Source organism: Pseudomonas sp. NBRC 100443, from assembly GCF_030268185.1.
GTDB classification, from domain to species: domain Bacteria; phylum Pseudomonadota; class Gammaproteobacteria; order Pseudomonadales; family Pseudomonadaceae; genus Pseudomonas; species Pseudomonas citronellolis.
On the sequence record NZ_BSQE01000001.1, the window covers coordinates 478,560 to 497,250 of the forward strand.

At 69.0% G+C, this 18,691-nt stretch carries 17 protein-coding genes; 8 read left to right on the forward strand and 9 right to left on the reverse strand.

Annotated features, from left to right (window positions below):
* Window positions 1-54: 54 nt before the first annotated feature.
* From nosZ to QSJ95_RS02110, 3 genes are all read right to left on the reverse strand, one after another.
* Window positions 55-1,968, reverse strand: coding sequence for a TAT-dependent nitrous-oxide reductase (gene nosZ / locus QSJ95_RS02100; protein ID WP_009614880.1), 1,914 nt, complete (start codon window positions 1,966-1,968; stop codon window positions 55-57).
* Between the two features lie 37 nt (window positions 1,969-2,005).
* Window positions 2,006-4,105: a transcriptional regulator NosR gene (gene nosR, locus QSJ95_RS02105; protein WP_285639671.1), complete on the reverse strand. Its 2,100-nt coding sequence runs from the start codon at window positions 4,103-4,105 to the stop codon at window positions 2,006-2,008.
* 117 nt (window positions 4,106-4,222) lie between these two features.
* Complete coding sequence (locus QSJ95_RS02110) at window positions 4,223-4,534, reverse strand: c-type cytochrome (RefSeq protein WP_009614885.1); 312 nt, start codon at window positions 4,532-4,534, stop codon at window positions 4,223-4,225.
* 198 nt (window positions 4,535-4,732) lie between these two features.
* Here QSJ95_RS02110 and QSJ95_RS02115 point away from each other — a divergent pair, with 198 nt between their 5' ends.
* The 6 genes from QSJ95_RS02115 to QSJ95_RS02140 all read left to right on the forward strand — a co-directional run bounded on the left by QSJ95_RS02115 (window position 4,733) and on the right by QSJ95_RS02140 (window position 10,233).
* Complete coding sequence (locus QSJ95_RS02115; protein ID WP_009614887.1) at window positions 4,733-5,527, forward strand: CbbQ/NirQ/NorQ/GpvN family protein; 795 nt, start codon at window positions 4,733-4,735, stop codon at window positions 5,525-5,527.
* The gene (locus tag QSJ95_RS02120) at window positions 5,511-6,104 is read left to right on the forward strand and encodes a cytochrome c oxidase subunit 3 (protein ID WP_285639593.1); all 594 of its coding nucleotides are present in this window, start codon (window positions 5,511-5,513) and stop codon (window positions 6,102-6,104) included. The genes QSJ95_RS02115 and QSJ95_RS02120 overlap by 17 nt, the downstream gene beginning before the upstream one ends.
* Complete coding sequence (locus tag QSJ95_RS02125; protein ID WP_009614890.1) at window positions 6,101-6,349, forward strand: cytochrome C oxidase subunit IV family protein; 249 nt, start codon at window positions 6,101-6,103, stop codon at window positions 6,347-6,349. Before QSJ95_RS02120 ends, QSJ95_RS02125 begins: the two co-directional genes overlap by 4 nt.
* Before the next feature lie 114 nt (window positions 6,350-6,463).
* Window positions 6,464-6,904 (forward strand): c-type cytochrome, encoded by a 441-nt coding sequence (locus QSJ95_RS02130; RefSeq protein WP_043270323.1) that lies wholly within the window; start codon window positions 6,464-6,466, stop codon window positions 6,902-6,904.
* A 2-nt stretch (window positions 6,905-6,906) separates the two neighbouring features.
* Complete coding sequence (locus tag QSJ95_RS02135; RefSeq protein WP_009614895.1) at window positions 6,907-8,328, forward strand: cbb3-type cytochrome c oxidase subunit I; 1,422 nt, start codon at window positions 6,907-6,909, stop codon at window positions 8,326-8,328.
* Window positions 8,329-8,385: 57 nt separating this feature from the next.
* Window positions 8,386-10,233 (forward strand): nitric oxide reductase activation protein NorD, encoded by a 1,848-nt coding sequence (locus QSJ95_RS02140; RefSeq protein WP_285639603.1) that lies wholly within the window; start codon window positions 8,386-8,388, stop codon window positions 10,231-10,233.
* Window positions 10,234-10,741: 508 nt separating this feature from the next.
* On the opposite strand, the gene QSJ95_RS02145 is transcribed toward QSJ95_RS02140, so the two are convergent.
* The 6 genes from QSJ95_RS02145 to nirK all read right to left on the reverse strand — a co-directional run bounded on the left by QSJ95_RS02145 (window position 10,742) and on the right by nirK (window position 15,273).
* Window positions 10,742-10,924: a hypothetical protein gene (locus QSJ95_RS02145; protein WP_061560368.1), complete on the reverse strand. Its 183-nt coding sequence runs from the start codon at window positions 10,922-10,924 to the stop codon at window positions 10,742-10,744.
* Window positions 10,925-10,926: 2 nt separating this feature from the next.
* Complete coding sequence (locus QSJ95_RS02150) at window positions 10,927-11,610, reverse strand: Crp/Fnr family transcriptional regulator (protein WP_009614901.1); 684 nt, start codon at window positions 11,608-11,610, stop codon at window positions 10,927-10,929.
* 101 nt (window positions 11,611-11,711) lie between these two features.
* Complete coding sequence (ytfE, locus tag QSJ95_RS02155) at window positions 11,712-12,383, reverse strand: iron-sulfur cluster repair protein YtfE (RefSeq protein ID WP_064581622.1); 672 nt, start codon at window positions 12,381-12,383, stop codon at window positions 11,712-11,714.
* Between the two features lie 78 nt (window positions 12,384-12,461).
* Window positions 12,462-13,193, reverse strand: coding sequence for a Crp/Fnr family transcriptional regulator (locus QSJ95_RS02160; protein ID WP_281685917.1), 732 nt, complete (start codon window positions 13,191-13,193; stop codon window positions 12,462-12,464).
* A 70-nt stretch (window positions 13,194-13,263) separates the two neighbouring features.
* The gene (locus QSJ95_RS02165) at window positions 13,264-14,076 is read right to left on the reverse strand and encodes an SUMF1/EgtB/PvdO family nonheme iron enzyme (protein WP_285639607.1); all 813 of its coding nucleotides are present in this window, start codon (window positions 14,074-14,076) and stop codon (window positions 13,264-13,266) included.
* Window positions 14,077-14,124: 48 nt separating this feature from the next.
* Window positions 14,125-15,273, reverse strand: a complete 1,149-nt coding sequence (nirK, locus tag QSJ95_RS02170) for a copper-containing nitrite reductase (protein ID WP_009614910.1) — start codon at window positions 15,271-15,273, stop codon at window positions 14,125-14,127.
* Between the two features lie 237 nt (window positions 15,274-15,510).
* Between nirK and QSJ95_RS02175 the strand changes: the two genes are divergently transcribed.
* Both QSJ95_RS02175 and QSJ95_RS02180 read left to right on the forward strand, forming a co-directional pair.
* On the forward strand, window positions 15,511-17,700 hold the full coding sequence (locus QSJ95_RS02175; protein WP_269961854.1) for a PA5441 family protein: 2,190 nt from the start codon (window positions 15,511-15,513) through the stop codon (window positions 17,698-17,700).
* A 7-nt stretch (window positions 17,701-17,707) separates the two neighbouring features.
* A complete protein-coding gene (locus QSJ95_RS02180) occupies window positions 17,708-18,427 on the forward strand; it encodes a DUF3142 domain-containing protein (protein ID WP_058487799.1) in 720 nt (239 codons plus the stop codon).
* The last annotated feature ends 264 nt before the right edge of the window (window positions 18,428-18,691 follow it).

Genomic DNA, 18,691 nt, shown 5'->3' on the forward strand with positions numbered 1-18,691 from the left:
GTTTGCAGGTGGCGGCTGCCGGGCCCCCGAGCCCGGCAGCGCCAGCGGCCCGTATCAGGCCTTTTCCACCAGCATGCGGCCGACCATTTCCATGTGCAGGGCATGGCAGAACCAGCTGCAGTAGTACCAGTGCACCCCGGGCCTGTCGGCGACGAAGGTGATGGACGAGGTCTGCTGCGGGCTGATCTCCATGCTCACGCCGTGGTTGACCATGACGAAGCCGTGGGTCACGTCCTCGATCTCGTCGAGGTTGGTGATGGTCACCGTGACCTCGTCGCCCTGCTTCACGGTGAACTCGGTGATCCCGTAGGTGGGCGCCATGGAAGTCATGTACACGCGCACCTGCTTGCCGTCGCGGATGACCTTGTTGTCCTTGAGCAGGTCGATGCCGTCCTTCTTCGCCCGGGCCACGGTCGGGGCGAAGAAGGGGTCGTCGCGCGACCAGATCTTGCGCGGCTTGATCTGGTCGCGGCGGGCGAGGATGCAGTCGTGCGGCTCGGCGAAGGTGGGGCCGTCGTGGACCAGTTGCATCTCGTCGCCGGAGATGTCGATCAGCTGGTCGTTCTCCGGGTGCAGCGGGCCGGTGAGCAGGAAGCGGTCCTTGGAGAACTTGCTCAGCACCACCACCCACTTGCCGTCGGCCTCGCGGGTCTCGCAGAGCGAGGCGTGGTTGTGCCCCGGCTGGTAGTGCACGTCGAGCTTCTGGCGGATGTAGTCGACCTTCTCGCCCTTGTAGGCGCGCACCGCGTCCTCCAGGTTCCACTTCACCAGCTGGCTGTCGATGAACAGCGTGGTGTAGGCGTTGCCGCGGCCGTCGAAGGTGGTGTGCAGCGGGCCCAGGCCCAGTTCCGGCTCGGCGACTACGACCTCGCGTGGGTCCTTGAGCTTGCCGGCGAAGAGGTCCGGCAGTTTGTCGATGGCGATCATGCTGCAGGTCGGCGACAGCTTGCCGTTGGCGATGAAGTACTTGCCGTCCGGCGAGGTGTTCAGGCCGTGGGGGTTCTTCGGCACCGGGATGTAGCGCGTTACCACGCTGTCCTTGCCGTCTTTCCTGCGGCCGTCGACCACCGGGACCTTGGAGTCGCCCAGGGTGACGAAGCGCTTGGCCTTGATCTCGGCCTCGATGCGCGGGATGTCGAACACCACCACCCAGTCGCGCTCGTTGCGCATCATGCCGGCCAGGTCCACCGCCTTCTCCGAGTTGTAGCAGGTGGAGGCGGCGAAGCGGCCGGTGTAGTCCATGTCGGTGTTGTCGAGGTTGCCGTCGACTATCACCTGCCAGGCCACCTCCATGGTCTCGGCGTCGATGGCGTTGTACATGGTGAAGGCGTTGTCCGCGCCGGGGTCGAAGCTGGAGCCGTCGTTGGGGTGGGGAATGATGAACTCGGCGTTGCAGAACACGTACTTGGTGTGCGGCACCTTCTGCAGGCGCAGGCCGTGGATGGCCTGGACGTTGGGGATGGTGACGATCCTGTCGCACTTCATGATGTCCAGGCGGATACGCGCGACGCGGCTGTTGGCCTTGTCGTTGATGAACAGGTACTTGCCGTCGTACTTGCCGTCGGTCATGGAGATGTGCGGGTGGTGGCAGTCGCCGTTGTGGAAGCGCGCGCTGTCGCCGAGGATGTGCTTGCTCTCGTTGGTCAGGCCCCAGCCGGTGGCCGAGTCGACGTTGAACACCGGGATGCGCATCAGCTCGCGCATCGACGGGACGCCGATCACCCGAACCTCGCCGGAGTGGCCGCCGCTCCAGAAACCGTAGTACTCGTCCAGCTCGCCGGGGCCGACGTGGGCCTTGGCCTGCGCCGCCTTGACCGTATCGGCCCAGGCCTCGCGCGGGATCACCGCGCCGCCCAGGGCGCTGGCGCCGACCAGCGCCGCGGCGCCGGTGACCGCCGAGGCGCCGAGGAAGTCGCGGCGGCTGAAGCCGCTGGCGTCTTCGGGCTGCGGGTGTTTCTTCTCGTTCATGTCCGTTCCTCCCAAGTTGCTATTCAGAATTGGCGCTTCAGAGTTGGCGCACGGCAATCCGCTCGCCGTCGTCCGCCGGTTCCGGCTTGCTACGTTTCTTGCGCTTGTTCACCAGCGGTGGGCACTTGTTCTGGTCGTGGTAGGTGAGCTGGCAGTCGAGGCAGTAGTGGCACTCGTTGGCGTTGATCCGGCCGTCCGGGTGAATGGCCTGGATCTCGCACTCGCGGGCGCACAGTTGGCAGGGCTGGCCGCATTCCTTGCGCCGCTTGAGCCAGTCGAACAGGCGCGCCTTGCCGGGGATGGCCAGGGCCGCGCCGAGCGGGCAGAGGTAGCGGCAATAGACCTTGCGGGTGAACAGGTTGACCAGCAGCAGGCCGCCGGCGTAGGCGACGAAGCCCCACTGGCGGGCGAAGCCCAGGGTGATGGCGGTCTTGAACGGCTCCACCTCGGCGGCGCGCTCGGCGGTGGCGAGCGATTCGAGGGAGAGGCCGAACAGCGCCAGCAGGATGATGTACTTGATCGCCCAGAGCCGCTCGTGGACCGCGAAGGGCAACTCGAACTGCGGCACCCGCAGCTTGCGCGCGGCCTCGTTGAGCAGCTCCTGCAGGGCGCCGAACGGGCACAGCCAGCCGCAGAACACGCCGCGTCCCCAGAGCAGCACGCTGGCGGCGGTGAAGGTCCAGAGGATGAACAGGATGGGGTCGCTGAGGAACAGTTCCCAGCGGAAGCCTTCGAACAGCGCGTGGACGAAGGTCAGCACGTTGACCACCGACAGCTGGCCCAGGCAGTACCAGCCGATGAACACCAGGGTGAAGGCCAGGTAGCCGCGGCGCACCCAGTGCAGCAGGTGCGGCCGGCGGGTCAGGGCGTCCTGCAGGAAGAGGATGGTGGCGAGCAGCGCCAGGGCGCCGAGCAGCACGCCGATCTGGAAGCTCTTCTGGTACCAGATGCGCAGCCACAGGGGGCGCTTGGCCTCTTCCAGGGCCGCCAGTTCCTCGGCGCTGGGCTGCGGCCGCAGCAGGTAGGCCTCGGGCGTCTGGTAGGGCAGGGCGAAGCTGGTGAACAGGCTGGCCACCGGGCCGGTCTGGCGGCGCACCAGCAGCTCCAGGTTCCACGGCGTGCCGGGGTCGAAGCGGTGCTGGGCGCGGACGATGAAGATGGCCATCTCGGCGAAGGCCGGCATGCCCTCGGCGTAGACGTCGGACAGGCGCTGGTAGTCGAGGTCGCGGAAGCTGAGGATGTCGCCGAACTGGCGCAGCTGCACCCGGTCGAAGATGCCGCCGCGCACGTAGCCCGAGCCCTTGAACGAATACTGGCCGTTGCCCAGCACGGCGATGGCGTATTCGCCGGGCTTCAGCGAGTCCATCAACTCCTGGTACTGGCGCTCGCCCAGCAGGTTGCGGCCGACGGTTGGCGGGTTGAGCAGGGCGGTGTAGAGGTCGATGAAATCGTCCGCACGGTGCGCTGCATCGGCTGCGCCGACGCTGGCGGCCTCGGTGCCCTTGAAGGCGTCGTCGATCTGCCCGCGGTTCAGTTGCAGGCGGTGGATCGCGCCGTTGCCGGTCAGCTCGGCCCAGGTCGCCGGCTGGAAGGCGTCCAGGCGCACCTGCGCGGGCTTGGGCCGCACGCTGCCGCCGTCCTCGATCAGCCCCAGGGACACCGCCACGGTATGGGCGGCGCGCATGACGATCTCGTTGACCACCATGACTGTGACAGTGGCGCCGGCGACGGCATCGATGGTGGTCGTCCGGGCGTCGCTGGAGCGCCCCACCACCACGCGCTGGTCGGCCCGCACGCCGGCATAGCCGGCGGTGAAGGCGTGCAGTTTCTCGACGGGAATGCCGATCAGCAGGATCGGCTCATGGTGTTCCAGCACATAGGCGTCGCGGATCACCGCATGGGGATCGAGGATCACCTGCAGGTTGATCGGCTTGCCGGAATAGGCCGGCATCTGGGTGACGCGGATGCTCTGGAAGGCGTAGCCGAGCAGCTCGTCGCCCTTGAACAGGCGGCGCACGCCGAACTCGCCCTCGGCATCGCCGATGCGTTCTACGCCGGGGAACACCTGGGTGATGCGCGTGCGCTCCAGGTCGCTGAGTTCGGCGCCTTGGGCGGCCAGGCCGACCAGTAGCAACAGCCAGCCCAGCAGCAGATGGAGGCACCGGACGGCGCCTTTGCGGCCGGCGTCGGGCTCCGTACTACAGTGGGCATCCTGGTCGGCGGCCATCGGGTTTCCTCCCCTGCGCAACAACTACTACTTGAGCGTGACTATCCACTCGGCAAGGGTCTTGGCCTCATCCTCGCTGACGGCGTTGGGCGGCATCGGCATCGCGCCCCAGACGCCCTGGCTGCCCTTGCGGATGCTGTGCATCACGTGGGCCACGCCGTCGGACTGGTCGCCGTACTTCTTCGCTACGTCATGGAAGGCCGGGCCCACCAGTTTCTTGTCCAGCGTGTGGCAGGCCACGCAGGCCTTGGCCTTGAACAGGTCCTCGGCGCTGCTGGCGAAGGCTGGCGCCTGTGCCAGCAACCCGGCGGCCAGCAGTACGGCCATTGCTTTGTTCATGGTTCTCTTTCCTCGCAGGCTTGGCGCCGCAGCGCCGGATCCAGGTGCCGGCGTCCCCCCGGCGGTGGCTGCGATTCTAGGAGGGGCCAGTGGCGCAAACGCTTGATGGGGATCAAGAACTTCCGGCGCGGCGCTTGAGGCGGATCGTCGCGCTGGCTAGCGTGCCAAGCCGTGGAACCCGATGGAGAACCCCCGCTCATGAACGCCCCCGCCCAGGAACTTCCGCTCTTCTATCAGCCCAGCGGCAACGAGGTGACGCTGTTCGGCGAAGCCGCGGCGCAAGGCATGCCGGTGCTGATCAAGGGCCCCACCGGCTGCGGCAAGACGCGCTTCGTCCAGCACATGGCGCAGCGCCTGGGCCGGCCGCTGTACACCGTGGCCTGCCACGACGACCTGTCGGCGGCGGACCTGGTCGGCCGCCACCTGATCGGCAGCGACGGCACCTGGTGGCAGGACGGCCCGCTGACCCGCGCGGTGCGCGAGGGCGGCATCTGCTACCTCGACGAGGTGGTCGAGGCGCGCCAGGACACGGTGGTGGTGCTGCACCCGCTGGCGGACGACCGCCGCGAGCTGTTCATCGAGCGCACCGGAGAATCGCTGGTGGCGCCGCCCGGCTTCATGCTGGTGGTGTCCTACAACCCCGGCTACCAGAACCTGCTCAAGGGCATGAAGCCGAGCACCCGCCAGCGCTTCGTGGCGCTGCGCTTCGACTACCCGGCGGCGGAGGTGGAGGCGGGCATCATCGCCCGCGAGGCCAACGTCGACCGCGAGCTGGCCCAGCGCCTGGCGCAGCTGGGCGTGGCCCTGCGCCGCCTGGGGCGGCAGGAGCTGGAGGAAGTCTGCTCGACGCGCCTGCTGGTGCTCACCGCGCGGCTGATCCATGCCGGGCTGGCGCCGCGCGAGGCCTGCCGCGCCGGGCTGGCCGAGCCGCTGTCCGACGACGAGGGCACCGTCGCCGCGCTGATGGACCTGGTCGATGTCCACTTCGCCTAAGGCCCTGGCCGGCACCCGGCGCCTGCCGGGCGACCTGGCGATGTGGCTGTTCATCCTCGCCGAGCTGAGCGTCTTCGCCATTCTCATCCTGGTCTTCGCCGTGGCCCAGCGCCTGGATGCCGAGGGCTTCCGCGACGGCCGCGCGGCGCTGGACCTGTCCCTGGGTCTGGCCCTGACGCTGAGCCTGCTGACCGCCGGCTTCCTCGCCGCCGCCGCGGTGGAGCTGGTGCGCCGCGGCTACCAGCGCCGCGCCGGCTTCCTGCTGCTGGCGGCGCTGGCGCTGGGCCTGTTGCACGTCTGGCTGAAGGCCGGCGAATACCTGCACCTGGCGCAGCGCGGGCTGGACCTGGAGCACAGCACCTTCTTCACGTTGTTCTGGCTGGTCACCGGCTTCCACTTCCTGCACGTCTGGCTGGGCCTGGTGATCCTCGGCTGGATGGCCCTGCGCTGCCTGCGCGGCGCCTATGCCCAGGGCGCCCTCGGCGGGCTGGAGTCCGGGGCTCTGTACTGGCACATGGTCGACCTGGTGTGGGTGATGCTGTTCCCGCTGGTCTACGTGCTGGCGCCGCTGCCATGAGGTCGCTGGCCCTGGCCTGGGCGTTGCTGGTGCCGCTGGCGCTGGCCGGCATCTGGCTCGGCAACCACGCCGCCAGCGCGCTGCTGCCGGTGGCGAGCATCCTGCTGCTGGCGCTGGGCAAGGCCTGGCTCATCGTGCTGCGCTTCATGGAGCTGGGCCACGGCCCGGCGCTGTGGCGCCGGCTGCTGCTCGGCTGGCCGCTGGCGCTCGCCGTGCTCCTCCTGGCCGTCCACGCAAGCTACTGATTTACCTGAAAATAAATACCTGACAGGAAGCATTGGTCTTTCTTGATCGCCATCAAGCGGATCGGCCCGGGGGCCTTCCTAGAATGGCCGCAAATCGAGACCGAGGAGGACCCCATGTCAGACACCTTCACCAAGGGCATGGCGAGGAACATATACCTGGGGGGAGGCGTTTTCTTCTTCCTGGTGTTTCTCGCCCTGACCTATCACACCGAAACCACCTTCCCCAAACGCACCAACCAGGCCGAGCTGACCGAGTCGGTGGTGCGCGGCAAGCTGGTGTGGGAGCAGAACAACTGCGTCGGCTGCCATTCGCTGCTCGGCGAGGGCGCCTACTTCGCGCCGGAGCTGGGCAACGTGATCGGCCGCCGCGGCGGTGACGCCGCCTTCGACAGCTTCCTCGCCGCCTGGATGAAGATGCAGCCGCTGGGCATCCCCGGACGCCGGCAGATGCCGCAGTTCCACCTCAGCGACCAGGAGGTGACGGACCTGGCGGCCTTCCTGCGCTGGACCTCGAAGATCGATACCAACAAATGGCCGCCGAACAAGGAGGGTTGAGCATGAACCCGGGCAATCCCCATCTGAAATTCGCTTCGCAAGCGGTGGCCAAGCCGTACTTCGTGTTCGCCCTGATGCTGTTCGTCGGGCAGATCGTCTTCGGCCTGGTCATGGGCATGCAGTACGTGGTCGGCGACTTCCTGTTCCCGGCCATCCCGTTCAACGTCGCGCGCATGGTGCACACCAACCTGCTGATCGTCTGGCTGCTGTTCGGCTTCATGGGCGCGGCCTACTACCTGGTGCCGGAGGAGGCCGACCGCGAACTGCACAGCCCGAAACTGGCGATCGTGCTGTTCTGGGTGTTCGCCATCGCCGGCGTGCTGACCATCCTCGGCTACCTGCTGGTGCCCTACGCGGGGCTGGCCAGGCTGACCCACAACGAGCTGCTGCCGACCATGGGCCGGGAGTTCCTCGAACAGCCGACCATCACCAAGCTGGGCATAGTCGTGGTCGCCCTGGGCTTCCTCTACAACATCGGCATGACCTTGCTGAAGGGCCGCAAGACGGTGGTCAGCGTGGTGATGATGACCGGCCTGGTGGGCCTGGCGGTGTTCTTCCTGTTCTCCTTCTACAACCCGGAGAACCTGGCCCGCGACAAGTACTACTGGTGGTGGGTGGTGCACCTGTGGGTGGAAGGCGTGTGGGAGCTGATCATGGGCTCGATGCTGGCCTTCGTGCTGATCAAGGTCACCGGCGTCGACCGCGAGGTGGTGGAGAAGTGGCTCTACGTGATCATCGCCATGGCCCTGATCACCGGCATCATCGGCACCGGCCACCACTACTTCTGGATCGGCGCGCCGGGCGTGTGGCTGTGGCTCGGCTCGATCTTCTCGGCCCTTGAACCGCTGCCGTTCTTCGCCATGGTGCTGTTCGCCTTCAACATGGTGCGCCGCCGTCGCCGCGAGCACCCGAACAAGGCCGCCTCGCTCTGGGCCCTGGGCACCACGGTGACCGCGTTCCTCGGCGCCGGCGTGTGGGGCTTCCTGCACACCCTGGCCCCGGTGAACTACTACACCCACGGCACCCAGCTGACCGCGGCCCACGGCCACCTGGCGTTCTACGGCGCCTACGTGATGATCGTGATCACCCTGATCAGCTACGCCATGCCGCGCCTGCGCGGGATCGGCGAGGCGGCCGACGCCCGGGCGCAGAGCCTGGAGATCTGGGCCTTCTGGCTGATGACCATCTCCATGCTGCTGATCACCCTGCTGCTGACCGCCGCCGGCGTGGTGCAGGTGTGGCTGCAGCGGATGCCGGCCGACGGCGCGGCCATGCCGTTCATGGCCACGGTGGAGCAACTGAAGGTGTTCTTCTGGTTGCGCCTGTACGCCGGCTTTGGCTTCCTCATCGGGCTGATCTGCTACCTGCTGAGCTTCCGCCAGCGCGGCCGCATCGCGGTGGGCGTGGCGCAGCAGGCCGGTTGAGTTCCCTCCCCCGGGGCCCGTCTGCCTGGCAGCGGGCCCTTTTTTCGCGAGGCCGCGATGACCATTCACCTGGAACTGGAGGAAGGCTTCGGCCGCGCCTGGCACCGCTTCATCACCCGCCGCGCGAGCCCGACCTTCGAGGACGCGGCGGTGAGCCTGGACGAGGTCCGCCGCAGCCTGCTGCTGCTGTTCCGCGGCACCGGCGGCGAGGCCGGCGTCGGCGTGGAGGCGGCCAGCCCGCGCGAACTGCTGGTGCGCCGCAGCCTGTTGCAACAGGTGGCCGGCACCTGCCAGCAACTGCCGGTGGCCTGGTTCGACGCCGACTCCCTGCGCCTGCCGCCCAGCCTGGCGGTGTACCCGGATGCGCAACTGAATCGTGAACTCTACCGCTGGCTGGCGCTGCTCGCGGCGCACAGCCAGCCGCTGCGGCACTGGGCCGGCGACAACCAGGCCTGGACCCTCGCCGTGTTGCAGCGCTACCCGCTGCTGCGCCCGCGCTACGAACGGCTGGTGGAGGCGCTGCTGCCGCTGCGCCCGGACCCGGCCCAACTGCCGCCGGCCGAGGCGGTGCTGGAGCGCGCGCTGCGCCAGGCCCTGCGCGAGCCGGGCAGCGTCCTCCGCCTGCCGCGCAGCGAGCGCGCGCCCTGGCCGTTGCCGTTGTGGCTGTATCCACCGCAGCAACTGGCGGCGCCGCAGCGCACCGAGCTGGTCGACGGCGACGAGCAGGGCAGGCCGACGGGCGACGCCCGCAACGGCATCGCCCGCAAGCACGGCGAGCGCACCGAACAGGACCCGGGGCGCGGCGGCCTGCTGCTGTTCCGTCTGGAGAACCTGTTCAGCTGGTCCGAGCACGTCGAGCTGGACCGCGCCGGCGACGACAGCGAGGACCTGGACGCCGCACGGGTGGCCGAGGACCTCGACCACCTGAGCCTGTCTCGGCAACGCCAGCGCAAGGGCGGCGGTCTGCGCCTGGACCTGGACCTGCCGGCGGCCGAATACGACGACCTGCCGCTGGGCGAGGGCATCCGCCTGCCGGAGTGGGACTACCGGCGCCAGTGCCTGCTGCCCGACCACGTCTGCCTGCAGCCGATGCTGCCGCGCGATGCCGCGCCGGCGCCCTTGCCGGATGCATTGGCGCCCATCGCCCGGCGCCTGCGCCGGCAATTCGAAGGCCTGCGCCAGCAACCGCAGTGGCTGCGCCGCCAGCCCCAGGGCAGCGAGCCGGACCTGCAGGCCTGGCTGGACTTCAGCGTCGAACGGCGCCTGGGCGCCTGCGCCGAGACCGGCCTGTTCCTCGAACGCCGGCAAACCCGCCGCGACCTGGCCTGCCTGCTGCTGGCCGACCTGTCGATGTCCACCGACGCGCACCTGGACGACCGCCACCGCGTCATCGACCTGATCGGCGACAGCCTGCTGCTATTCGGCGAAGCATTGCAGGCGGTGGGCGACCGTTTCGCGCTATACGGCTTTTCCTCGCTGCGCCGGCACCACGTGCGCCTGACCCAGCTGAAGAGCTTCGAGGAACGCCACGGCGACGCCGTGCGCGGCCGCATCCGCGCCCTGCGCCCCGGCTACTACACACGCATGGGCGCGGCGATCCGCCGGGCCACGCAACTGCTGCTCGAACGCGGCGAGCGCCAGCGCCTGCTGCTGATCCTCACCGACGGCAAGCCCAACGACCTGGATTGCTACGAAGGCCGCTACGGCATCGAGGACACCCGCCAGGCGGTGCTGGAAGCCCGCCGCGCCGGGGTGCTGCCGTTCTGCCTGACCATCGACCGCGAGGCGGCGGACTACCTGCCGCACCTGTTCGGCCACCAGGGCTACCAGATGCTGCACGACCCGGCCCAGCTGCCGCTGCGCCTGCCGCAGCTGTACCGCCAGCTGACCCGCCGCCGCGAGTGAAGCCGTGCGCCATTGTAGGAGCGGGCCCTGCCCGCGAATCGCGCGCAGGGCGCGCTCCTACAGGGGAACGACGTGGCGAGTGAGGCGGTGGACAGCCCTTTGTAGGAGCGAGGGGGACGCCCAGTTCTTGCTCGCGAACCAACCCCCGCAGCGAGACCCGTTCGCGACCGATTTACCGGCCGCTCAGGACAGCCCCCTCTCCCGCTTGCGGGAGAGGGTTGGGGAGAGGGTGCTCTTGAGCCCAACACCTGCGTCGCCGGAAACCCCGTTCGCGAGCAAGCTCGCTCCTACGAAAAGCACCTCGGCGCAGTGCGAACCCGGAAACAGCGTAGGAGCAAGCGTCTTGCCGGCTGCGCCGGAGTGCTTTTCGTAGGATGGGTTGAGCTTGCGAAACCCATGCGGTCGTGGCGATGGGTATCGCTCCGCTCAACCCATCCTACGGGGCTTCGAGCCCGCCTGTAGGAGCGGATTCATCCGCGATCCGGCCGGCAGGCCGGTTTCGGGACGCCTAGCGCGGCAACCAGACCGCCATGGCCACGCAGAACACCGCAAGGACGACGCAGAACAGCTTGAACCGACGCAGCCGCTTCTGTCGGGCCAGGGCCTGTTCGGCCGGCAGCGGCATGCCGCAGCGCGGGCAGTCGGCCTGGTCGTCGGGACTGGCCTGCTGGCAATACAGGCACTGGCGCATGCCTATTCGAACTGCTCCAGGCGCAGCGGGTCGAGGACCTGCACGGTGCGGCCCTGCAGGTCGATGATGCGTTCGTCGATCAGCCGGCGCAGCACGCGGGAGAAGGTTTCCGGCTGGATCGACAAATGCCCGGCCACCAGTTGCTTGGCCATCGGCAGGTCGAAGCGCAGGTCGGCGTCGCCGTGGCGGTTGAGCAGCGTCAGCAGGTAGCGCACCACCCGGTGGGTGGAGTTCTTCAGCGACAGCGTCTCGATCTCGTTGATCCGCCGGTGCAGGCGGATGCACAGGGTGCCGAGCAGGGCGAAGGGCAGCTGCGGGTTGCTGTGCAGCAACTCCAGGTAGGTGCGGTTGGCGAAGCGGTAGACCTGCGTCGGCTCCAGCGCCTGGGCCGAGGCGACGTAGTCCGGGGTGTCCATGAACATCATGGCCTCGGCGAAGGTCTGCCGGCCGACCACCACTTCCAGCACCTTCTCCTGGCCCTCCGGGGTCAGCCGGAAGATCTTCACCGCGCCGGATATCACGAAGAAGAACGCATGCGCCGGCTCGCCCTGGTGGAACAGCTTGTCGCCCTTGTCGAGGTTGAGCAGCTGGCAGGTGGCGAGCAGCTGTTCCAGCTGCGCCTCGTCGAGGGCATCGAACAGGTGATGCCCACGCAGGATCTGCTGGTGGACGCGCTGGGACTGCATGGCGGAGCTTTCCTGGGCCGGGGACATCCGCCCAGTATGCTCGCCATGCGCGGGTTGGGGGGTGAGGCATGCTGTCACGCCGGCCTCCGGCCGATGAATGGTCATTGCGGCCGGTTGGCGCCGACGAACAGCAGGTTGTTTTCCAGGTGGATATGCTGCATCAGGTCGCGGCGCAGCTCCTCCAGCCCGGCGTAGAGCGCGCGCCAGGTGGTGCAGGCGTTGGCCGGGGCGGTCAGGTCGTCGGTCAGCTCGGCCAGCGTGGCCAGGGACTGGGCGTGTTCGTCGTGCTCGTGGCGCATCACCCCGATCGGCCCCTGCACGTGCAGCAGCGGCACGCCCTGGTTCAGCCAGGGGAACAGGATGTGCTCTTCCTTGCACATGTGCGATTCGAGTTCTTCCTGCATCCGCTCCAGCAGCGCCACCAGGCCGTGGGGGCAGTGCGGGTGCGCGGCGTGGGTGCGCTCCACGCGCTGGGCCAGCGGCAGCAGCGCGGGGAACTGCTGGCGGTGGCGCTGGTGGTAGCGCTCGAGGATGTGCTCGATCAGTTCGGCGTTGCTCGCCTGGCGCCAGTCGCGCTCTTCGCTGGCCGGGCGCAGGGCGCGCAGTTCGCTGGCGATGCGCTCGGCGTCCAGGCCCAGTTCGCTGGCGGCTTCGCGCAGGCTGCGCTGGCCGGCGCAGCAGAAGTCCAGCTTGTAGTCGCGCAACAGGCTGGTGCTGCCGGGCAGGCTGCAGGCCAGGTCGCTGAGGGTGCGTTCGGTCAGGTTGTCGTGCATGGCGGCGGGCCTCGGGAGTCGGTGCGGTAGGCAGGCGCCAGTCTAGGAAGGGCGGTGCTCCGGGCTCCTTGATTGCGGTCAAGCGTCGCAGTGCGCGGTTTCCCGTTCGTCGTCGCCCTCGGCGATGTGCAGCAGCTGCTGCGGGTTGCGCACCAGCAGCTTCTGCCGGCCGCTGCGCACCAGGCCGCGGCCTTCCCAGGCGCAGAGGATGCGCGAGACGGTGTGCAGGGTGGTGCCGGTCATCTCGGCGATGTCCTGGCGGCTGACCGGGAAGTCGATGCGCACGCCCTCGGATTCCGCGCGGCCACTGCTGCGCACCAGGCGCAGCACGGCGTGGGCGACGCGGCGTTCGACTTCCTCGGTGGCCAGTTCGCAGAAGCGCACGTGGGCTTCCTGCAGGCGCACGCCGATGGCCTGCACGGTGTTCACGGCGAAGCCGGGGTGGCGCGCCAGCAGCGGTTCCCACAGCGCGGTGGGCCAGGCCAGCGCCAGACTTTCCTGGGTGGCGGTCGCGCTGGCGGGGTAGTCCTCGCGGCCCAGGGCGCGGACGAAGCCGAACAGGTCGCCGGGGTTGACCAGGCGCACCAGCACGCGCTGGCCGTCGCAGGTCAGCTGGGTGGCCTTCAGGCGGCCGTGCACCAGCAGGTAGAAGTGCTCGGCCGGCTCGCCCTGCTCGAACACAGTGGCGCCGCAGTGCAGCGGCAGCACGCTGGCCGGGCGGAGTATGTCGTCCTGTTCCTCGCGGGTGCAGTTGGCAAAGGGTGGCAGGTTCGCCAGCCAGGCGCGGTTGATCGTCGGCTTGTCGCTCACGCTCGGGATTCCCTGGGGCCCGCCGCAGCATACCCGTTTCGCGGGGTGGCGAAACTTGAGTGGGATCAAGTCAAGGCAGCTCTCTGACCAGGCGGAAACCCAGGTTGTCCGGCGGTTGCCCGGCGCTGCAGCCGCCGCCGCGGGCGTCGCGGACGAATTCGTTGATGGCGGCGCGGTGGCGGCCCTCGGCGATGCGGATCGAGCAGGCCTCAACGCGGCTCTTTTCCGCGCCATCGGCGTCCAGGCTGACCCGCGTGTGGCAGCTCTGCGTCCACTCCCAGACGTTGCCCGCAAGGTCTGCCACGCCCAGTTCGTTGAGGCCATGGCTGCCGCGCGGCTGTGCCCGGGCCGGGCCTTCGCCGGCCGCTGCGGCCTCGAAGCGGTAGCGCGCCAGCCAGCGGCGCGCCGGGTTGCGGCCGTCGTCGTCGATGCGCAGGGCGTCGTCGGCCCAGCGCGAGCCGGCGAAGAACGCCCATTCCTCATCGCTGGGCAGGCGCCAGCGCTGGCCGGTGCGCTTGGACAGCCATTCGGCGTAGAGCTGCGCATCCAGCAGGCTGGCGCCGGTGAGCGGCAGGTCGGCGCCGGACGTGGCGGCCTGGCCATCCAGCGCCAGGCAGGCGCCGGCGTCCACGCAGCGGGCGTATTCGGCCCGGCTGACCTGGTATTTCATCACCGCGAAGCGCGGAACCAGGCGTTCGCTGCGCAGCGGCGCGTCCACCGGGCGGGCGTCGCGCCAGTAGTCGCCGGCGGGGCGGAAGCGGTATTCCCGCGGCGTCAGGCTGACGGTCTCCGGCGCCAGGCCCGGGTCGCTGCGCGGCAGCCAGGCGCCCAGGGCGACGGCCAGCAACAGCAGCGGAAGGGCGATGATCAGCGCCTTGCGCATCGGTGTTCCCTCGTGGCGGGGCCGGCCCTCGCGGGCCGGCCGGTGGCGTCACTTGATGGGGGATGGCGGTTCGACCTGGCTCATCAGGTCGGAATCCCACTGCCCCTCGACCTGGAAGTGCGCGGTGGCGCCCAGGGCCACGCCCTCGATCAGGTTGTGGTTGAGGTAGGCGTACAGGCCCGGCTGGCGGAAGGTGTACAGCGCAGCGCCGGCGGCGCCGCCGGGGATGAACCAGGTCTCCAGGCCTTCCTCCGGCGGGTTGCCGAACTTGCCGGTGGCCCAGACGTGGTCGCCGTGGCCGCCGATCAGGTGCGGGCGGGTATCGCGGTTGGCCTGGGAGTGGACGATCAGCACGGTCTCGCCGACCTTGGCGGTCAGCGCGTTCTTGCCGGTCAGGGCGCCGACCCGGCCGTTGAACACCACGTGGCTGGGGATCAGCCCCTTCATGGTCTGCATGGTGTCGTTGAAGCTCTCGGCGGGCGTGGCGTAGCGCTTGAACTTGCCGTCCTTGTCGCGCGGCACGTAGAAGTCCTGCTCGCCGATGTAGAACACCTTGTCGTACTTCAGCGGGCGGCCGTCGCGGTCCTTCAGGCCGTCGCGCGGCAGCACCATGATCGCGCCGTTCATGCCCGAGACCACGTGCCAGGGGATCATCATCCCGCCGGGCGCGCAGTGGTAGACGAACACGCCGGGGCGGGTGGCCTTGAAGCGCAGCTTGACTTGCTCGCCGGGGTTGACGATGGTCAGCGAGCCGCCGCCCAGGGCGCCGGTGGCGGCGTGGAAGTCGATGTTGTGGGCCATGCTGTTGCTGGCCGGGTTGACCAGGGTGAGTTCGACGTAGTCGTCCTGGTGCACCACCATCAGCGGCCCGGGCACCGAGCCGTCGAAGGTCATGGCGTGGACGTGGGTTTCGTCGTCGTCGATGATCAGGTCCTTCTCCTGGATGACCATGCGGAACTCCACCACCCGCGGCTTGGCGCTGGTGCGCTGTTCGTGGGCATGGACGAAGGGCGGGGCGAGCAGCTCGACCTTGCTCCTGGCCAGCTTCGACAGGTCCGGCGCCGGCCCGGTCTGCAGCGGCGCCGACTCCTTGGCGAAGGCCAGACCGCTGCCGAGGACCGAGCCGGCGACGCCGAGCGCGACGGCTCCGGCGAGCAGGCTACGGCGCGAGAAAGGCGTTTTTTCCAGGTCAGCCATGGGTACTTCTCCTAATGGACGAGATTGCGTTGTCCACAGGGAAACCCCTTGGGCGAAAACCTTCTTTGCGCCGCAGCAAATAGCGGCGCAGCTGGACAATCTGCCGCAGCGCGCCGTCTGGTTTTTCCTACGGCGCCTGTGTGAATGCGGCAAGTGCCTGTGCGCCGAGGTAAGATTCCAGCCCAAAGAGCGAATTCCCCGCGCCAAGGCGCGGGCCCCAACGGACAAGGACCTTGCATGCGCCCGCGTGGACTCCCCCTCCTGGCCCTCACCTTCGGCGTGCTTGCCGCGCAGCAGGCCTACGCCAGCAGCGACGATTCCTGCTACCCGAGCTGGAACCTCAAGCGCGACACCCTGGACGTGTGCAACAGCCTGCCGTTCCTCAGCCCCGGCAACGACAGCCGGGTCAACCTGCAGCTGCTGCTGGCCGATGCCGGCCGCGCCAGCCTGCCGGTCAAGGCGCTGTCCGATGACGAGCAGCAGCTGGGCTACGGCCTGGTGCCCTTCCCGCTGACGCGGCTGTTCGACGAACCCATGACCGTGGAGCCCGCAGCGGCCGCCGCGGCCAAGCCGGCGGCGCCCCTGGCGGAGCTGGCGGTGCGCATCGGCCTGCCGGCGGACGCGGTGCCGGCCGAGGGCGAGCGCTTCGCCAGCGGCGAGGGCAGCCGCTGCCGCAGCAACAACCCGGCCACCGCCCAGGACTTCCTCGCCCAGCTGCTGGCCGCCGACCTGCCGCCCGCCGAGCGGCAGGGCCTGGCGCGGGCGCGCCTGGCCCTGTTGCAGGGCTGCCAATGGGACGACGCGCAGCTCGCCGGTCTGCTGCCCAAGGATGTGGATTCCCCCGCCGGGCGCGACTTCGCCGGCTACCTGCAAGGCGTCGCCGCCTTCTACAGCGGCCACTTTCCGGCCGCGCGCAAGAGCTTCCAGGCCCTGCACGACAGCCGGCTGCCGTGGCTGCGCGAGACGGCGCGCTACATGCTCGGCCGCAGCCAGCTCAACCAGGCGCAGCAGAACGCCTTCGACGACATGGGCTACCCCGACCTGCGCAAGGTCGACCAGGCTGCGCTGAAGGTCGCCGAAAGCGACTTCAAGGCCTACCTGCAGGCTTATCCACAGGGCCGCTACGCCACCTCGGCCAAGGGCCTGATGCGCCGCGTGTACTGGCTGATGAACGACCCCGGGCGCCTGGCCGCGGAGTACGCCTGGCTGTTCGCCCAGCCGGAAGCGGCCCAGGGCAACGCCGACCAGGCCCAGCTGATCGCCGAGGTGGACAACAAGCTGCTGGTCAGCGCGCACCCGGCCGAGGTCAAGGACCCGCGCCTGCTGGCGGTGCTCGACCTGATGCAGATGCGCCACCACGAGGCCGGCGAGGGCCGCGCCCTCGACCTGCCCGGGCTGCAGGCGCAGAAGCCGCTGTTCGCCGAGCTGCCGGGGCTGCACGACTACCTGCTGGCCGCCTGGCAACTGTACGTCGAGGAACAGCCGGCCAAGGCGGCCGAACAGCTGCCGAAGGCCCTGCCGCAGAAGCTCGACTACCTCGCCTTCAGCCAACAGACCCTGCGCGGCTTCGCCCTGGAGGCCGGCAACGACTGGCTGGGCGCGGAGAAGCTCTGGCTGCAGCTGCTGCCCCTGGCCCGCCAGCCGCTGCAGCGCGAGCAGCTGGAACTGGCGCTGGCCTTCAACTACGAGCGCAGCGACCGCCTGGTGAAGGTCTATGCGGAGAACTCGCCGGTGCGCACCCCGGCCATCCGCGAGCTGCTGCTGCGCCACATCGCCGGCCCCGAGCTGCTGCGCCAGCAGGTGAAGTCCGAGACGGCGCCGGCCGAGGAGCGCGATACCGCGCTCTTCACCCTGCTGTACAAGGACCTGCTGCACGGCCGCTACGGCAACTTCGTCAACGACCTCGCGCTGCTGCCGGCCGAGCCCTCGACCAAGCCGCTGAGCGCCAGCCTTGGCTTCGTCTATGGCGGCGGGCAGCCGCTGAGCCTGTTCCAGTGGCCGGGCGGCAAGGGCAGCTCCGGCTACGACTGCCCGGCCATCCGCGATCTCGCCCTGGCCCTGCAGCAGGAGCCGCAGCCGCCGCAGGCGCTGAACTGCTTCGGCGAGTTCATCCTGCGCAACAACCTCGACAGCTTCCCGCTGGACAACCAGCCCGGCGTGCGCGAACTGGGCGGCAGCCCGTCGCTGTTCGAAGGCGAGCCCTACTCGCGCCTGGACGGCTACCTGAAGGTGATCGCCGACGACCAGGCCGGCAGCGACGACAAGGCCTACGCGCTGTACCGCGCCATCAACTGCTACGCGCCCAGCGGCTACAACGGCTGCGGCAAGCAGGACATCGCCCCGGCGCAGCGCAAGCGTTGGTTCCGCACGCTGAAGACGCAGTACGCCGATACGCCCTGGGCGAAATCGCTGAAGTACTACTGGTAGCGCCGCCATGGGCCTGGCCGCGAAGAGCCTGGCGCTGGGTCTGCTGCTGTGGGGCGCCACGGCCCGCGCCGGAGTGGTGGACGCCGCCGACTACGACGCCTTCTGGCTGTGGGGCGGCGTGCAGGCCCAGCCGGTGCTGCGCCAGGCGCGCACGCTGTACGTGCTGCAAGGCCAGGTCAGCGCCCCGCGCGGCGCCCCCGAACAGCCGGCGCGCTTGCACGCCCAGGGCATCGCCATGCCGCGCCTGCGCACGGGCCAGGTGTGGCTGGTCTACCGCGCCCACAGCCTGCGCTGGAGCGAGGACAGCTACGCCACCCTGCTGGCCCAGCTGCGCCGCTGGCAGCGCGCCGGCAACCCGCTGCTGGGCGTGCAGATCGACTTCGACGCCCGCACCCGCTACCTCCACGAATACGTGGCCTTCCTGCGCGACTTCCGCCGGCGCCTGCCCATCGAATACCGCCTGAGCATCACCGGCCTGCTGGACTGGAGCAGCAACGCGGAGCCGGCGACCATCAATGAACTCAAGGACGTGGTGGACGAGGTGGTGGTGCAGACCTACCAGGGGCGCCGGACGATTCCCGACTACCAGCGCTACCTGCCCAGGGTGGCGCGCCTGCAGCTGCCGTTCCGCATCGGCCTGGCGCAGTATGGGCAGTGGCAGGCGCCGGAGTATCTGGAGCGCAGTCCGTGGTTCAGGGGGTATGTGGTGTTTTTGCAGAATCCGTGAGTTGGTGGGGGTTGGTTGTAGGAGCGAGCTTGCTCGCGAACGGAGTTTGTCGGTGGCTGCAGTGTTTCGGGTTGACTCTTTTCCCTCTCCCCAGCCCTCTCCCTGAAGGGAGAGGGGGCTAGTCCGTGCCGAGAGAAGTGATGGTTTCAGTCGGAAACCTTCGGTGTTGCCGGCTGACTCAGGAATACCCAAGCACGCCGAACAGTCCCCTCTCCCTTCAGGGAGAGGGTTAGGGAGAGGGCGCTCTTCTGCTCAAGCGCCGAG

What these genes read in the sequence shown, in the direction of transcription:
- nosZ (WP_009614880.1), bottom strand. Translation starts at nt 1,968, where the DNA reads ATGAACGAGAAGAAACACCCGCAGCCCGAAGACGCCAGCGGCTTCAGC.
- QSJ95_RS02110 (WP_009614885.1), bottom strand. Translation starts at nt 4,534, where the DNA reads ATGAACAAAGCAATGGCCGTACTGCTGGCCGCCGGGTTGCTGGCACAG.
- QSJ95_RS02115 (WP_009614887.1), top strand. Translation starts at nt 4,733, where the DNA reads ATGAACGCCCCCGCCCAGGAACTTCCGCTCTTCTATCAGCCCAGCGGC.
- QSJ95_RS02120 (WP_285639593.1), top strand. Translation starts at nt 5,511, where the DNA reads ATGTCCACTTCGCCTAAGGCCCTGGCCGGCACCCGGCGCCTGCCGGGC.
- QSJ95_RS02125 (WP_009614890.1), top strand. Translation starts at nt 6,101, where the DNA reads ATGAGGTCGCTGGCCCTGGCCTGGGCGTTGCTGGTGCCGCTGGCGCTG.
- QSJ95_RS02130 (WP_043270323.1), top strand. Translation starts at nt 6,464, where the DNA reads ATGTCAGACACCTTCACCAAGGGCATGGCGAGGAACATATACCTGGGG.
- QSJ95_RS02135 (WP_009614895.1), top strand. Translation starts at nt 6,907, where the DNA reads ATGAACCCGGGCAATCCCCATCTGAAATTCGCTTCGCAAGCGGTGGCC.
- QSJ95_RS02140 (WP_285639603.1), top strand. Translation starts at nt 8,386, where the DNA reads ATGACCATTCACCTGGAACTGGAGGAAGGCTTCGGCCGCGCCTGGCAC.
- QSJ95_RS02145 (WP_061560368.1), bottom strand. Translation starts at nt 10,924, where the DNA reads ATGCGCCAGTGCCTGTATTGCCAGCAGGCCAGTCCCGACGACCAGGCC.
- QSJ95_RS02150 (WP_009614901.1), bottom strand. Translation starts at nt 11,610, where the DNA reads ATGCAGTCCCAGCGCGTCCACCAGCAGATCCTGCGTGGGCATCACCTG.
- ytfE (WP_064581622.1), bottom strand. Translation starts at nt 12,383, where the DNA reads ATGCACGACAACCTGACCGAACGCACCCTCAGCGACCTGGCCTGCAGC.
- QSJ95_RS02165 (WP_285639607.1), bottom strand. Translation starts at nt 14,076, where the DNA reads ATGCGCAAGGCGCTGATCATCGCCCTTCCGCTGCTGTTGCTGGCCGTC.
- nirK (WP_009614910.1), bottom strand. Translation starts at nt 15,273, where the DNA reads ATGGCTGACCTGGAAAAAACGCCTTTCTCGCGCCGTAGCCTGCTCGCC.
- QSJ95_RS02175 (WP_269961854.1), top strand. Translation starts at nt 15,511, where the DNA reads ATGCGCCCGCGTGGACTCCCCCTCCTGGCCCTCACCTTCGGCGTGCTT.
- QSJ95_RS02180 (WP_058487799.1), top strand. Translation starts at nt 17,708, where the DNA reads ATGGGCCTGGCCGCGAAGAGCCTGGCGCTGGGTCTGCTGCTGTGGGGC.